This is a genomic window from Pantoea deleyi (assembly GCF_022647325.1).
Lineage (GTDB): Bacteria > Pseudomonadota > Gammaproteobacteria > Enterobacterales > Enterobacteriaceae > Pantoea > Pantoea deleyi.
On sequence record NZ_CP071405.1, the window covers coordinates 1,086,601 to 1,099,688 of the forward strand.

A 13,088-nucleotide genomic window follows, 5' to 3' on the forward strand; every position below is an offset into this window, starting at 1 on the left:
GAATCAGGCGAGGTTTTTGCGGCGGCGTTTTTTCTCGGGCACTAACTGCGTGACCTGGCTTTCCACCCAGCCATCATCAAGACGGGTGCGCAGCAGATCGCCGCTCTGAAGCTGTCCGGTGTTTTTCACCACCTGACCGGCGGTGTCGGTGGTCACGCTGAACCCTCGCGCCAGCGTGGCCAGCGGACTGACGCCTTCCAGCTGAGCGACCCGCTGACCAAAGATCTGTTTGCGGCTGTTCAGCTGTTTTTCCATGCTCTGCTGCAGGCGATAGTGCCAGCTCTGCAGCTGTTTCTGCGCCTCAAACAGACGCTGCTGCGGCTGCTGCGCGCTGAGGCGATGGAGCAGACGATCCTGCTGGCGCGTGGCGTGGCGCAGACGATTTTCCATCGCCTCACCCAGACGCTGCTGCAGACGGAACAGGGCCGTCTGCTGGCGGGCCAGGCGCAGCTGAGGATGCTGCTGTTGCAGGCGATGCTCCAGACGACTGTAGAGCCGCTGCTGGCGGGCCAGATAGTAATCCATCGCCATCTCCAGCCGCTGCTGCTGCGACTGTAACTGACGCAGCAGCTCAACCTGATTCCGGCTGACCAGCTCGGCCGCGGCGGAGGGGGTGGGCGCACGCAGATCCGCCACAAAGTCGGCAATGGTCACGTCCGTTTCATGGCCGACCGCGCTGACGATGGGAATGCGGCTGGCAAAGATGGCGCGCGCGACGCGTTCGTCGTTAAAGCTCCACAAATCTTCCAGCGATCCGCCGCCGCGACCGACAATTAACACGTCGCATTCATTGCGCAGGTTCGCGATTTCGATCGCCCGGACGATAGCCGCCGGGGCATCAACGCCCTGAACCACGGTGGGATAGATCACAACGGGCAGGGAGGGGTCGCGACGATGCAGCACGCGCAACACATCATGCAGCGCCGCGCCGGTAGAGGAGGTGATCACCCCGACCTGATGCGCCGGGTCCGGCAGCGGTTGCTTGTGCTGCGGCTCGAACAGGCCTTCGGTTGCCAGCTTTGCCTTCAGCAGTTCAAACTGCTGCTGCAGCAGACCTTCGCCCGCCGGATGCATGCTTTCGGCAATCAGCTGATAGTCGCCGCGCGGCTCATAGAGTGTGATATTGGCGCGGACCAGCACCTGCTGACCGTGCTGAGGCCGGAAGGTCACGCGGCGGTTGCTGTTGCGGAACATGGCACAGCGAACCTGCGCGCCATCATCCTTCAGCGTAAAGTACCAGTGACCGGATGCCGGCTGTGTGAAATTGGAGATCTCGGCGCTGATCCAGACCAGGCCCATCTCTTTCTCCAGCAGCTGACGCACTGTCGTATTGAGGCGGCTGACGGTAAAAATATTGGCGATCGGTGGCAGCGACATGTGACGAAGATCAAATTCCAAATCAGGAGGTTAATTCATCGATACTACAGTCCTGCCAGAGCGGATCAAGAGTTTTTCGTAAAAAATAGTGGAGGCAATCGATTACGGCCTGTATAATGCCGCGGCAATATTTTATCTAATCTCAATCACCCGAGGTGGAGTATTGCCATGTTAAGAATCGCTAAAGAAGCACTCACTTTTGACGACGTTCTGCTCGTTCCTGCTCACTCCACCGTCCTGCCAAACACGGCCGACCTCAGCACGCAGCTGACCAAAAATATCCGTTTGAATATTCCGATGCTCTCCGCCGCGATGGATACCGTCACCGAAGCGGGCCTGGCGATTGCGCTGGCACAGGAAGGCGGTCTGGGCTTCATCCACAAAAACATGTCGATCGAACGCCAGGCGGATGAAGTGCGTAAGGTGAAGAAGCACGAGAGCGGCGTCGTTACCGAACCGCAGACCGTTCTGCCGACCACGCCGCTGTCTGATGTCAAAGCGCTCACCGAGCGTAACGGTTTTGCAGGCTATCCGGTGGTGAACGGCGACAACGAACTGGTGGGGATCATCACCGGTCGTGACGTGCGCTTTGTCACCGACCTCTCTCAGCCTGTTTCTGCCGTCATGACCCCGAAAGATCGTCTGGTTACGGTAAAAGAGGGCGAGGCGCGCGACGTTGTCCTGCACAAAATGCATGAAAAACGCGTCGAGAAAGCGCTGGTGGTGGATGACAGCTTCCATCTGCTGGGCATGATCACCGTTAAAGACTTCCAGAAAGCCGAACGTAAACCTAACGCCTGTAAAGATGCGCAGGGTCGTCTGCGCGTCGGTGCGGCGGTGGGTGCCGGTGCCGGCAACGAAGAGCGTATCGATGCGCTGGTCGCGGCGGGCGTTGACGTGCTGCTGATTGACTCTTCTCACGGCCACTCTGAAGGTGTGCTGTCACGCATCCGCGAAACCCGTGCAAAATATCCGGACCTGGAGATCGTCGGCGGTAACGTGGCGACCGGTGCGGGCGCACTGGCGCTGGTTGACGCGGGCGTGAGCGCGGTGAAAGTAGGTATCGGCCCTGGCTCTATCTGTACGACCCGTATCGTGACCGGCGTGGGTGTACCGCAGATCACTGCCGTTTCAGACGCCGTCGCTGCGCTGGAAGGCACCGGGATTCCGGTGATTGCCGATGGCGGTATCCGCTTCTCGGGTGACATCGCGAAAGCGATCGCGGCCGGTGCATCCTGTGTGATGGTTGGTTCGATGCTGGCAGGAACCGAAGAGTCTCCGGGTGAGATCGAACTCTATCAGGGCCGTTCATTCAAATCCTATCGCGGTATGGGTTCCCTGGGCGCGATGTCCAAAGGCTCCTCAGACCGCTACTTCCAGACCGATAACGCCGCAGACAAACTGGTGCCGGAAGGTATCGAAGGCCGCGTAGCCTATAAAGGCCGTCTGAAAGAGATCGTTCACCAGCAGATGGGCGGACTGCGTTCGTGCATGGGCCTGACCGGCTGCCCGACCATTGATGACCTGCGTACCAAAGCGGAGTTTGTCCGCATCAGCGGCGCGGGCATCAACGAGAGCCACGTACATGACGTGACCATCACCAAAGAGTCACCGAACTACCGCATGGGTTCATAATCCCGATTTCCCGCCCGGCTTTAGCCGGGCGCTTTTATTGTTCAAGTCACCGTTCTGGAAAACCCTCAATGACGACGGAAAATATCCATAAGCACCGCATTCTGATTCTCGATTTCGGCTCACAATATACTCAGCTGGTCGCACGCCGCGTGCGCGAACTCGGCGTCTATTGTGAACTCTGGGCATGGGATGTCACTGAAGAGCAGATCCGCGCGTTCAACCCAAGCGGCATCATCCTTTCCGGTGGCCCGGAAAGCACCACTGAGCTGAACAGCCCGCGCGCGCCTGAATATGTTTTCAACGCGGGCGTGCCGGTGCTGGGCGTCTGCTACGGTATGCAGACCATGGCGATGCAGCTGGGCGGCAAAGTGGCGGGCTCAACCGAGCGTGAGTTTGGTTATGCGCAGGTTGAAGTCACCACGCCAAGCGCCCTGGTTCGCGATATCGAAGATGCGATCAGCGCCGCCGGTAAACCGCTGCTGGATGTCTGGATGAGCCACGGCGACAAAGTCACGGCCATCCCGGCGGACTTCGTGACCGTTGCCAGCACAGAAACCTGTCCGTTTGCCATCATGGCCAACGAAGAGAAGCGTTTCTACGGCGTGCAGTTCCACCCGGAAGTTACCCATACCCGCCAGGGTCTGCGGATGCTGGAGCGCTTCATCATCGACATCTGTGAATGTGAAGCCCTGTGGACGCCAGCCAAAATCATCGAAGATGCGGTTGAGCGCCTGCGCGAGCAGGTTGGCAACGACAAAGTGATCCTTGGTCTGTCAGGCGGTGTGGACTCCTCCGTGACGGCGATGCTGCTGCATCGTGCGATTGGCGACCGTCTGACATGCGTGTTTGTGGACAACGGCCTGCTGCGCCTGAACGAAGCACAGCAGGTGATGGATATGTTCGGTGACCACTTTGGTCTGAACATCATCCATGTCCCGGCCGAAATGCGCTTCCTGGATGCGCTGGCTGGCATCGACGATCCGGAAGCGAAGCGTAAAACCATCGGCCGCGTCTTTGTGGAAGTGTTCGACGAAGAGGCGCTGAAGCTGCAGGACGTGAAGTGGCTGGCGCAGGGCACCATCTATCCTGACGTGATTGAGTCGGCGGCGTCGGCCACCGGTAAAGCACACGTCATCAAATCGCACCACAACGTCGGTGGCCTGCCGAAAGAGATGAAGATGGGCCTGGTTGAGCCGCTGAAAGAGCTGTTCAAAGACGAAGTGCGTAAGATTGGTCTGGAGCTGGGCCTGCCGTATGACATGCTGTTCCGCCATCCCTTCCCGGGTCCGGGTCTGGGCGTGCGCGTGCTGGGCGAAGTGAAGAAAGAGTACTGCGACCTGCTGCGTCGTGCCGATGCCATCTTCATCGAAGAGCTGCACAAAGCGGATCTCTACAACAAAGTCAGCCAGGCATTTACCGTCTTCCTGCCGGTCCGTTCGGTCGGTGTGATGGGCGATGGCCGCAAATATGACTGGGTTGTCTCGCTGCGTGCAGTGGAAACCATCGACTTCATGACCGCTCACTGGGCGCACCTGCCCTATGATTTCCTGGGCCGCGTCTCTAACCGCATCATCAACGAAGTCGACGGCATCTCCCGCGTAGTCTATGACATCAGCGGTAAGCCACCGGCAACGATTGAGTGGGAATAACCCCTCTCCGGCGGATTAACGCCTGACCCTTCTGAAGCCCGCTGACCCGCGGGCTTTTTTACCGGCTTAATCCCCCGCAAGGCCTGTTTTAACTTTTCAGCACATCCACACGCATCGCTGGCGATTTTCTGTTCACTTTGCCAGAAATTACGCTATTCTCCCTGCAGTAAAAGCCTGCACCTGCTGCTCGTTGTGTCCTGCTTTTATCCGCCGCTTCGATAATCCGTATCCTCAAGCCGCTTACTGAAATGCCTGCTAATCGGGCACGTCGTGATCCTTACGCCATCAGGAATGTTGTCATGCTCTCACTGAAAGTGTTCAGCCTGTTTTTTGTTGCCGTACTGCTGCTGTCGCTGGGTGCCAGCATCGCGCAGGCGACGCGTCACGGTGAAACCGCAGAGCGGGGCGGCTGGGCAACGGCCCGCCGCGATTCAGCCGGTATCGCGCCCGATCCGCGCGCGCTGTACAGCCTGGCTATCGTTCAGGTCTACGCCGCGCCGACCTATGGCTGGAAAGGGCGGGTAGCGGTGCATCCCTGGATCATCTTCAAGCGTGCCGGTGAAACGCGCTACACGCGCTATGAAGTGATCAGCTGGGGCAGCGGCGATAAAGTCCGCCGCAATTCCAGCCTCCCCGATGGCTACTGGTATGGCGCAAAACCCAGGCTGCTGGTGGAGCACCGTGGGCCGGAAGCGCAGGCGATGATCCCGCAGATTGAAGCCGCGATTCAATCTTATCCGTGGCCGACCACTTACCGTGCCTGGCCTGGGCCGAACAGCAACACCTTCCTGGCGCATATCGGCCGGGAAGTGCCAGCCCTGAAGCTTGATCTGCCCGCGAACGCGCTGGGTAAAGATTACCGGCCACTGTGGCGTCCAGTCGGGCTGCCCCCTTCCGGGCGCGGCGTGCAGGTGTCGATTCTGGGTGTGGCGGGCGTGACACTGGGCGCGGAAGAGGGGTTTGAGGTGAATCTGCTGGGGCTGAATATGGGACTCGATTTTATGCCGTTCCGGCTGCGGCTGCCGTTCATCGGCGGGCTGGGCAATGATAATCTTCAGCAGGATAAGCCCTGACAGTCAGGCCCCGACCGGGGCCATTTCATCTCAGCAGACCCCAAAGTCACCCTCTTCGTGATAGAGGTTGACGCTCTCTGCGTTGACTTCAATCTCCTTCTTCGTTGCATCATCCACCCGCGCGCACCACAGGGTGTCGCCTTCGACCCGAAGCACCTGCATTTTTGGGCCGCCGGTTTTCGACTGAACAAAATCCTCTGCTTTAAACATCCTGCCTCCGCTGTTTGCTGTTAATGACGCCATGTGAAAAGTGGCGCTGATGATTTTTTGCGTACCGTTTTCCAGTTTATACCCTGGCTGTTTTACTGCGAGAAAAAGTCTGCGCATGCTACGTCGCACGAAGATATTTTCGCTGAGTTGTCAGTTGACAACCGCTCGGTTCAGCGTCAGGATAGGGAAAAATATGGCAAGGAAACGGCATCCCAACAAAGAGATCGAGACGGCATTGCGTTACGCCGAATCTCATGGCTGGCTGGTGGTCACCAGCGGTCATCACGCCTGGGGAAAGATGTGCTGCCCGAAAAATCTGCTGACGTGCCGGTGCGGGGAATTTTGTCTGACCTGTATCTGGAGCACACCCGGAAATGCCCATCAGCATGCCTGCGCACTGCGGCGGGTGGTCGATCACTGTCACTATCTGAAGTCCTGATGCAGCACAAGGAGAGGCATATGGAATATTGTTTTACACTGCGGTTCAGCCTGCCGGAAGGGCATGAGCCGGCGGATGCGATGCTGGAAACGCTGGCCGCGTCAGGCTGTCATGATGCGCTGATCGGGCTGGGGATGCCAGGCCGGATCGCCCTGGAGTTTATCCGGGAAGCGGACTCGGCAACGGCGGCGCTGATTCAGGCGGAAGCGGATGTGCAGCGTGCCATTCCGGGCGCCACGCTGGTGGAGGCCGCCCCCGATTTTGTCGGCTTAACGGATGTGGCAGAGATCGTCGGCATGACCCGGCAGAATATGCGCAAGCTGATGCTCAGCCATCGTCCTCCCTTTCCGCTGCCCGTGCATGACGGCAAAACCGCTATCTGGCATCTGTCGGATGTGCTGGAGTGGCTGAGCCAGCGCGGTGACTATGCGCTGCCTGCCGCGACCCGCGAGCTGGCCCGGGTCACCCGGCAGCGCAATCTCAACGGGTCGCTGCAACGCTATGGCGTGCAGGCCTGATCAGTGCGGCAGCAGGAAGAGCGTCGCCAGCCCCAGGAAGATAAAGAAGCCGCCGGTATCGGTCAGCGCAGTGATCAGGACGCTGGAGCCCACCGCCGGATCACGCTTCATTTTGGTCATGACCAGCGGCACCAGAACGCCCATCAGTGCGGCCAGCAGCAGATTCAGCGCCATCGCCAGCATCATCACGCCGCCGAGCGCCATATTGTCATACATCAGCCAGGTAATGGCGCCCATGATGCCGCCCCAGAACAGACCGTTGATCAGCGCAACGCCGAGTTCACGAACGATCAGAAACGAGAAGTTACCCGGTTCAACCTGATGTAAGGCCAGCGCCCGCACAATCATGGTGATGGTCTGGTTGCCGGTATTGCCGCCGATACCGGCGACGATCGGCATCAGCGTCGCCAGCGCCACGATCTGGGAAATGGTGCCTTCAAACAGGCCGATAACCCGGGAGGCGACAAAGGCGGTGCAGAGGTTGATAGCCAGCCAGGCCCAGCGTTTGCGCACCGATTTGCGAACCGGCGCGAACACGTCCTCTTCCTGACTGATACCCCCCATTTTACGGATGTTGCTTTCGTTTTCGGCATTCACCAGGTCGATGATGTCTTCGATGGTGACGCGGCCAATCAGTTTGCCCTTTGCATCAGTGACGGCGGCAGAGATCAGGTTATAACGTTCAAAGGCGCTGGCCGCATCTTCGGCTTTGTCGTTGAGCTGAAAGGTGGTTGGCCGCGGGTTCATCACGTCGCTGACCCGCGTGGTCGGTTTATTAAGCAGGATATCGGTCAGCATCAGCTCACCCAGCAGCTGATTCTGTTTATTGGTGATAAAGAGTTTATCGGTACCGCCAGGCATGCTTTTGCGCTTGCGCAGAAAACGCTGCACGGTCGCCAGCGTGACATCTTCGCGCACCGTCAGGATATTGAAATCCATTACGCGGCCCACGCGGTCACGGTCAAGCTGCACCATACTCAGCATACGGGCACGCAGCGCAGGCTCGACGGTCGCCAGCAGGCGTCCGGTCAGGTCGCGAGGCAGATAACGCGCCAGCCAGACCTGGTCATCGATATCCAGTGGCTGGATGGCGCGCAGGATATCGCGGTCGCTCATCTCTTCGGTCAGACTGGCCCAGACCGTTTCAGAGGCTTCCACCAGCACATGGCCGCGCCGTTCATTCGGCACCAGCCGCCACAGCGCCTGACGCTCCTCCTCGGGCAAGGCTTCGAGAATATCCGCGAGGTCAGCGGCGTGCAGTTGCAGAATGTCCTGTTCCAGCGCATCGCGCCGGACCGCATTTTCACGTTGCTGCTCAGGGCTGAGATCGCCGGATTTCTCCAGCAGCGCATCAACCAGATCGTGCTCGTTGAGCAGCAGCGTCAGAATGCGATGACGTATTTCACTTAAACGTTGAGAGTGAGAGGCAGACACAATTGATCCCTTTAGTCTGAAAGCACCAGCACGAAGTGTAGCGTTTCGCCTGAAAAAGGGATGCAAAAAAGCGTCCGGTTGTCTGGATTATGTTCAGGTTTCAGGCGAAAAAATTACGATGCGTTAGCGCGTATCACCTGTTGTGATGACAACCGGCTCGGGGCTCGTTTTCTGTTGCTGATGATGCTCGAAGGCAGCAGGCAGGATAAAAATCAGGCGACTAACAAGAATGATAAAACTGATCAGCAACACAATACGGGTCATGGTGCCGGTTTTCTGACGTCTTCGGGGAGAAATAGCGCTGTTCACGCGGGGTGGTTCCTGTAATGACCCATGCAGGGCGACTGCAATATTTAGTCACAGTCGCCTGATGAAATCAATCGCTGTAGAAAAAAACAGCAGATAAAAATCAGTAGCTCGCCTTCTGCGCCAGCAGCGTAGCGAAACGGCAGGTAATGCGGTTGCCGTTTTCGTCGGTGCGATGCAGCTGACCGGGGTGCTCGTTGTATTTTACGATGTGCCAGTTGCGGTAGTAGTGGCTGAGTTCACCCGACTTAAACGCAAAGGCGAAATCCGACGGGCAGGGCATATCCGGCGTGTTCATCGCCGCAACAATCAGGTTATAGCCGTTTCTGACGGTGCAGGCCTGCATATCGGCAATCAGCTGAGGAATGGTCTGCGGCTGCAGAAACATCATCACCACGGTCGACAGCACAAAGTCGAAGCCGCCGTTGAAGCGCGTATTATTCAGGTCACGCTGCCCGGTGTGGATGCCGCTGAGCGCCTCCTGCTCAATAATGGCCTGCAGGCGCGCCAGGCTCTGTGGGTTGTGATCCCACGCCGTGACGTCAAAACCGTGCTGATTCAGAAACAGCGTATTGCGGCCCACGCCGCAGCCCAGGTCAAGTGCCTTGCCGACGGTCAGCTTAGGCAGCGCGGCCACCACTTCGGAGTGGGGCGGCGTCAGGCCATAGGTTTCGGCGAAATAGTTATCGCCTGAAATCGGTGCGGTTGGTTGTGTCATCATCTTCAGTTCAGTTAAAAGGGCGCCAGGCGCCCGGTTCATCAGGCTTCTTCTTCGAGGATCAGTTTCCATCCCGTGACGTCATTCCAGTACACCTGCTCACGCTCAAGGTCGAGCTGGACCAGGTTGTTCTGGCTGAAGTAGCCCGCCGGGAAAACCAGCGTCCAGTGGCCGTCATCGCACTTCAGGGTTAAGGAGTCAGGACGGGTGGTGGCCTGGCGCTGATTATTCAGCAGCGTACCCAGGCGCAGCAGGAAAATCAGCGGCACAAACTGCTTTTTCTTGAACAGCGTGACGCGCGGCAGCTCATCCAGCTTCACCGCTTTACGGTGGAATCTTACCAGCGCCGCCAGCAGCATCTGCTGATCCTGATTGAAGCCCGGCAGGTTAGTATTTTGCAGGATATAGGCCGAGTGGCGTTGCAGGCCGCTGTGATTGATGGTCAGGCCCACCTCATGCAGCATCGCCGCCCACTTCAGCAGGGCTGCCAGCTGCGGGTTCGCCAGTTTCGGGTTCTGCTCGCTCCACTGCAGATAGAGCTGCTCGGTGGTGTCCAGCACGCGACGCGCCTGATCGCTGTCGATAGCGTAGTGGTTCGCCAGGCTCTGCGCCGTCCGGCTGCGGATATCCTGATGGCGGAAACGGCCTTCCATCTCATACAGCACGCCTTCACGCAGCGCGCCGTCAGAGAGGCGCAGCTCACGAATCGCCAGCGCATCAAACACACCACACAGGATCGCCAGTCCCGGCACAAACACCCCTTTGCGCTCTTCGGAGAGGCCCGGCAGGCTCAGGGCCGCAAAGGATTTATGTTTCATCACCTCGTCATAGAGTTTATCGAGGCGCTCCGGCGTAATCAGCTTCTCTTTCTCATCCATCGCCTGCAGCACTTCGCAGGCGGCTTTGATGGTTCCGGAGGCGCCCAGCGCATACTGCCAGCCATGCAGACGGTACTGCCACGCCAGCGTTTCCAGCTTCTGCGCCGCCGCTAAACGGGCGCGACGGAAGTTTTCACGGCTGATTTCGCCTTTCGGGAAGTAGAGCTGAGCGAAGCTGACGCAACCCATACGGCGGCTCTCGACCAGCTGCGGTTCAAAATCCTCGCCAATCACCAGTTCGGTAGAGCCGCCGCCGATATCGATGACCAGCTTACGGCCTTTCTCCGGCTGCGTATGCTCCACGCCCATAAAGATCAGACGCGCCTCTTCATGGCCCGAAATCACCTCGATAGGGTAGGGGATCACCTCGGCCGCACGCTGCAGGAAGGTTTCGGCGTTGACCGCTTCACGCAGCGTATGGGTGCCGACGATCGTCACGTTGCTGGGACTGAATCCCTGCAAACGCTCGGCGAACAGGGCCAGGCAGGCCAGCCCGCGCTCCATCGCCTCCTCGCTGAGGTTATGCTGCGCATCCAGCCCGTCAGCCAGATGAACGCGCTGCTTAAGGCGACCCAGTACCTGCATCGCACCATCGACAACCCGCGCAATCACCATATGGAAACTGTTCGAGCCCAGGTCAATCGCCGCAAACTCCTGGGGTTTTGGCGTACTTTTATGAGAAATTGGCATAGGATTTATTCAGGTTGTTCCAGGTTCTTGATGTAATCATAAATCGCCAGCTGCGAGCGCACTTTACGACGATTGCCGCGCTGGACGTAGTGATTACTCAGCTCTTTATCGACGATGCGGGCTTTCACCGTATCACTCAACTGAATGGCAATAATGTCGAGTATGCGCTGCCGGATATGGGGATCGAGGATCGCCACGGCCACTTCGATGCGGTAATCGATGTTACGCGTCATCCAGTCAGCGGAGGAGAGGAACACCTTTTTATCGCCGCCATTCTCAAAAATATAGACGCGATCGTGTTCCAGATAACGGTCAACGATACTGATGACGCGAATATTTTCGCTGATCCCGGGCAGATCCGGGATCAGCGAGCACATCCCGCGCACCAGGAGATTCACCTTCACTCCCACGCTGGAGGCTGTATAAAGCCGATCAACCAGCCCTTTGTCCACCAGATTGTTGATTTTCAGAGTAATGCCGCTGGGCTTATTCTGCTGGGCGTTGGCGATTTCGGTGTCGATCAGTTCATAGAGCATCCGGCGCGAGTTCTGCGGTGACACCATCAGGTGATCGAAGGTCACCGGCCGGTAGGGGTTCTCGATAAAGTTGAAGACCCGGCGCACCTCATTCGTGATGCGCGCGTCGGCCGTCAGCAGGGAGTAGTCCGTGTAGAGTCGCGCGGTTTTCTCGTTAAAGTTGCCGGTGCCGATATGCGCATAGCGCACAATCTCTTCGCCTTCGCGACGCGAGATGAGGAACAGCTTGGCGTGGATCTTCAGACCCGGCGCGGAGAAGATGACATGCACGCCCGCTTCGGTCAGACGCTTGGCCCAGTAGATATTGGCCTCTTCATCGAAGCGTGCCTGCAGTTCTACCACCACCGTAACCTTTTTGCCGTTGTAGGCGGCGTGGATCATCGCATCCATGATGCGCGAGTGTTTCGCGACGCGGTAGATGTTGATCTTGATCGCCAGCACGCTGGGGTCAAATGACGCCTGACGCAGCAGCTCCAGCACATGCTCAAACGTGTGATAGGGGTAGTAGAGCAGCACGTCGCGGTTGCGGATGGCATCAAAGCCATTGCGAAAGCCATCAAAGCCGATGTGACGGATCTGCGGCAGTGGGCGGTTAATCAGGTTATTTTTGCCGACGTTCGGGAAGCCGATGAAGTCTTTAAAGTTGTGGTAGCGGCCGCCCGGCAGGATGGAGTCAAAGTTCGAGATGGAAAGTTTGTGGCACAGTAACGCGACCATCGCCTCCGGCATGTCACGCTGATAGACGAAGCGCACCGGCTCTGCGGTCAGGCGCTGCTTCAGGCTGGAGGACATCAGCTCCAGCAGGCTGGACTCCATCTCCGTTACCAGATCGTACTCCGCGTCACGCGTCATTTTCATCGAATAGGCGTTGAGCGCGTCGTAGTCATAGAAGCCTTTAAAAATGTCATCCAGGCAGTAACGCAGGATGTTATCCAGCAGGATCATCGGTTTGCGGCGGCGCGGCGGCTCAGCCGGCAGGTTAATAAAGCGCGGCACCTTATCGGACGGGATCTCCAGCAGCGCATAGCGGATGTCGTCACCGCGGATAATCTCTACCGCCAGATAGGTGTAATCGTCTTTAAGGAATTCGGTCAGGTCGGTTTCATGGGTGATCAGAATTGGCGAGATATGCTGACGCAGTTCATGCTTGAAATAGTGGCGCAGCCACGCCTGCTGGTTAAGAGAGAGCTGGCGTTCGTTGATCAGGAAGATCTGATTACGCGCCATCTCCAGCAGCAGCTCGTTATAGAGCGCATCAAACTCCTGATCGGACTTCATCACCCGCTGCTGGATTTTTTTGAACAGATGGCGTGGCGTAGTGGCAGAACCCTGCTCTTCGCCAATCAGAATGCGGCGTTTCAGATCGGCAAACCGCACTTTATAGAATTCGTCGAGATTGTTGGAGTAGATGCCCAGAAAGCGCATCCGCTCAATCAGTGGATTGCTTTTGTCTGCGGCTTCCTGCAAAACCCGTTCATTAAAAGATAACCAGCTTAATTCTTTTTCAATGTAAAGCTTTACCTGACCCATTCTCACTCCATTTAGCGGTTGCAGGACTGAAGATCCAGTATCCACAAACATTATGGCGAGAGTATGGCAGCGTTGTCCAACGCCAGCAGTTGTCT

At 57.8% G+C, this 13,088-nt stretch carries 12 protein-coding genes; 5 read left to right on the forward strand and 7 right to left on the reverse strand.

Annotated elements, in window-relative coordinates:
• Positions 1–3: 3 nt before the first annotated feature.
• A complete protein-coding gene (gene xseA, locus J1C59_RS05215) occupies positions 4–1,377 on the reverse strand; it encodes an exodeoxyribonuclease VII large subunit (protein WP_128085708.1) in 1,374 nt (457 codons plus the stop codon).
• Between the two features lie 168 nt (positions 1,378–1,545).
• Here xseA and guaB point away from each other — a divergent pair, with 168 nt between their 5' ends.
• The 3 genes from guaB (at position 1,546) to J1C59_RS05230 (ending at position 5,734) form a co-directional block, all read left to right on the forward strand.
• The gene (guaB, locus tag J1C59_RS05220; RefSeq protein WP_128085699.1) at positions 1,546–3,012 is read left to right on the forward strand and encodes an IMP dehydrogenase; all 1,467 of its coding nucleotides are present in this window, start codon (positions 1,546–1,548) and stop codon (positions 3,010–3,012) included.
• 68 nt (positions 3,013–3,080) lie between these two features.
• Entirely contained in the window at positions 3,081–4,661 is a 1,581-nt protein-coding gene (guaA, locus tag J1C59_RS05225) for a glutamine-hydrolyzing GMP synthase (RefSeq protein WP_128085700.1), read from the forward strand.
• Positions 4,662–4,960: 299 nt separating this feature from the next.
• On the forward strand, positions 4,961–5,734 hold the full coding sequence (locus J1C59_RS05230) for a DUF3750 domain-containing protein (protein WP_128085701.1): 774 nt from the start codon (positions 4,961–4,963) through the stop codon (positions 5,732–5,734).
• Between the two features lie 30 nt (positions 5,735–5,764).
• On the opposite strand, the gene J1C59_RS05235 is transcribed toward J1C59_RS05230, so the two are convergent.
• Positions 5,765–5,944 (reverse strand): DUF2158 domain-containing protein, encoded by a 180-nt coding sequence (locus J1C59_RS05235; protein WP_128085702.1) that lies wholly within the window; start codon positions 5,942–5,944, stop codon positions 5,765–5,767.
• Positions 5,945–6,137: 193 nt separating this feature from the next.
• On the opposite strand from J1C59_RS05235, the gene J1C59_RS05240 reads away from it, so the two are divergent.
• Together J1C59_RS05240 and J1C59_RS05245 are read left to right on the forward strand one after the other, a co-directional pair.
• Positions 6,138–6,383, forward strand: coding sequence for a hypothetical protein (locus tag J1C59_RS05240; RefSeq protein ID WP_128085703.1), 246 nt, complete (start codon positions 6,138–6,140; stop codon positions 6,381–6,383).
• A gap of 20 nt (positions 6,384–6,403) precedes the next feature.
• Entirely contained in the window at positions 6,404–6,901 is a 498-nt protein-coding gene (locus J1C59_RS05245) for a helix-turn-helix transcriptional regulator (RefSeq protein ID WP_128085704.1), read from the forward strand.
• On the opposite strand, the gene mgtE is transcribed toward J1C59_RS05245, so the two are convergent.
• The 5 genes from mgtE to ppk1 form a co-directional block, all read right to left on the reverse strand.
• Positions 6,902–8,335, reverse strand: coding sequence for a magnesium transporter (mgtE, locus tag J1C59_RS05250; protein WP_140916992.1), 1,434 nt, complete (start codon positions 8,333–8,335; stop codon positions 6,902–6,904).
• A 123-nt stretch (positions 8,336–8,458) separates the two neighbouring features.
• Positions 8,459–8,644: a YfgG family protein gene (locus J1C59_RS05255; protein WP_128085705.1), complete on the reverse strand. Its 186-nt coding sequence runs from the start codon at positions 8,642–8,644 to the stop codon at positions 8,459–8,461.
• A 100-nt stretch (positions 8,645–8,744) separates the two neighbouring features.
• A complete protein-coding gene (gene tehB, locus J1C59_RS05260) occupies positions 8,745–9,359 on the reverse strand; it encodes a tellurite resistance methyltransferase TehB (RefSeq protein WP_128085709.1) in 615 nt (204 codons plus the stop codon).
• Between the two features lie 41 nt (positions 9,360–9,400).
• A complete protein-coding gene (gene ppx / locus J1C59_RS05265; RefSeq protein WP_140916991.1) occupies positions 9,401–10,927 on the reverse strand; it encodes an exopolyphosphatase in 1,527 nt (508 codons plus the stop codon).
• A 5-nt stretch (positions 10,928–10,932) separates the two neighbouring features.
• Positions 10,933–12,993 (reverse strand): polyphosphate kinase 1, encoded by a 2,061-nt coding sequence (gene ppk1, locus J1C59_RS05270; protein ID WP_128085706.1) that lies wholly within the window; start codon positions 12,991–12,993, stop codon positions 10,933–10,935.
• Positions 12,994–13,088: the final 95 nt, after the last annotated feature.

Bases quoted from the DNA above. Each gene is read 5' to 3' on its own strand.
- ppk1 (WP_128085706.1), bottom strand. From the start codon at position 12,993: ATGGGTCAGGTAAAGCTTTACATTGAAAAAGAATTAAGCTGGTTATCT.
- J1C59_RS05245 (WP_128085704.1), top strand. From the start codon at position 6,404: ATGGAATATTGTTTTACACTGCGGTTCAGCCTGCCGGAAGGGCATGAG.
- guaB (WP_128085699.1), top strand. From the start codon at position 1,546: ATGTTAAGAATCGCTAAAGAAGCACTCACTTTTGACGACGTTCTGCTC.
- J1C59_RS05230 (WP_128085701.1), top strand. From the start codon at position 4,961: ATGCTCTCACTGAAAGTGTTCAGCCTGTTTTTTGTTGCCGTACTGCTG.
- J1C59_RS05235 (WP_128085702.1), bottom strand. From the start codon at position 5,944: ATGTTTAAAGCAGAGGATTTTGTTCAGTCGAAAACCGGCGGCCCAAAA.
- tehB (WP_128085709.1), bottom strand. From the start codon at position 9,359: ATGACACAACCAACCGCACCGATTTCAGGCGATAACTATTTCGCCGAA.
- guaA (WP_128085700.1), top strand. From the start codon at position 3,081: ATGACGACGGAAAATATCCATAAGCACCGCATTCTGATTCTCGATTTC.
- xseA (WP_128085708.1), bottom strand. From the start codon at position 1,377: ATGTCGCTGCCACCGATCGCCAATATTTTTACCGTCAGCCGCCTCAAT.
- J1C59_RS05240 (WP_128085703.1), top strand. From the start codon at position 6,138: ATGGCAAGGAAACGGCATCCCAACAAAGAGATCGAGACGGCATTGCGT.
- ppx (WP_140916991.1), bottom strand. From the start codon at position 10,927: ATGCCAATTTCTCATAAAAGTACGCCAAAACCCCAGGAGTTTGCGGCG.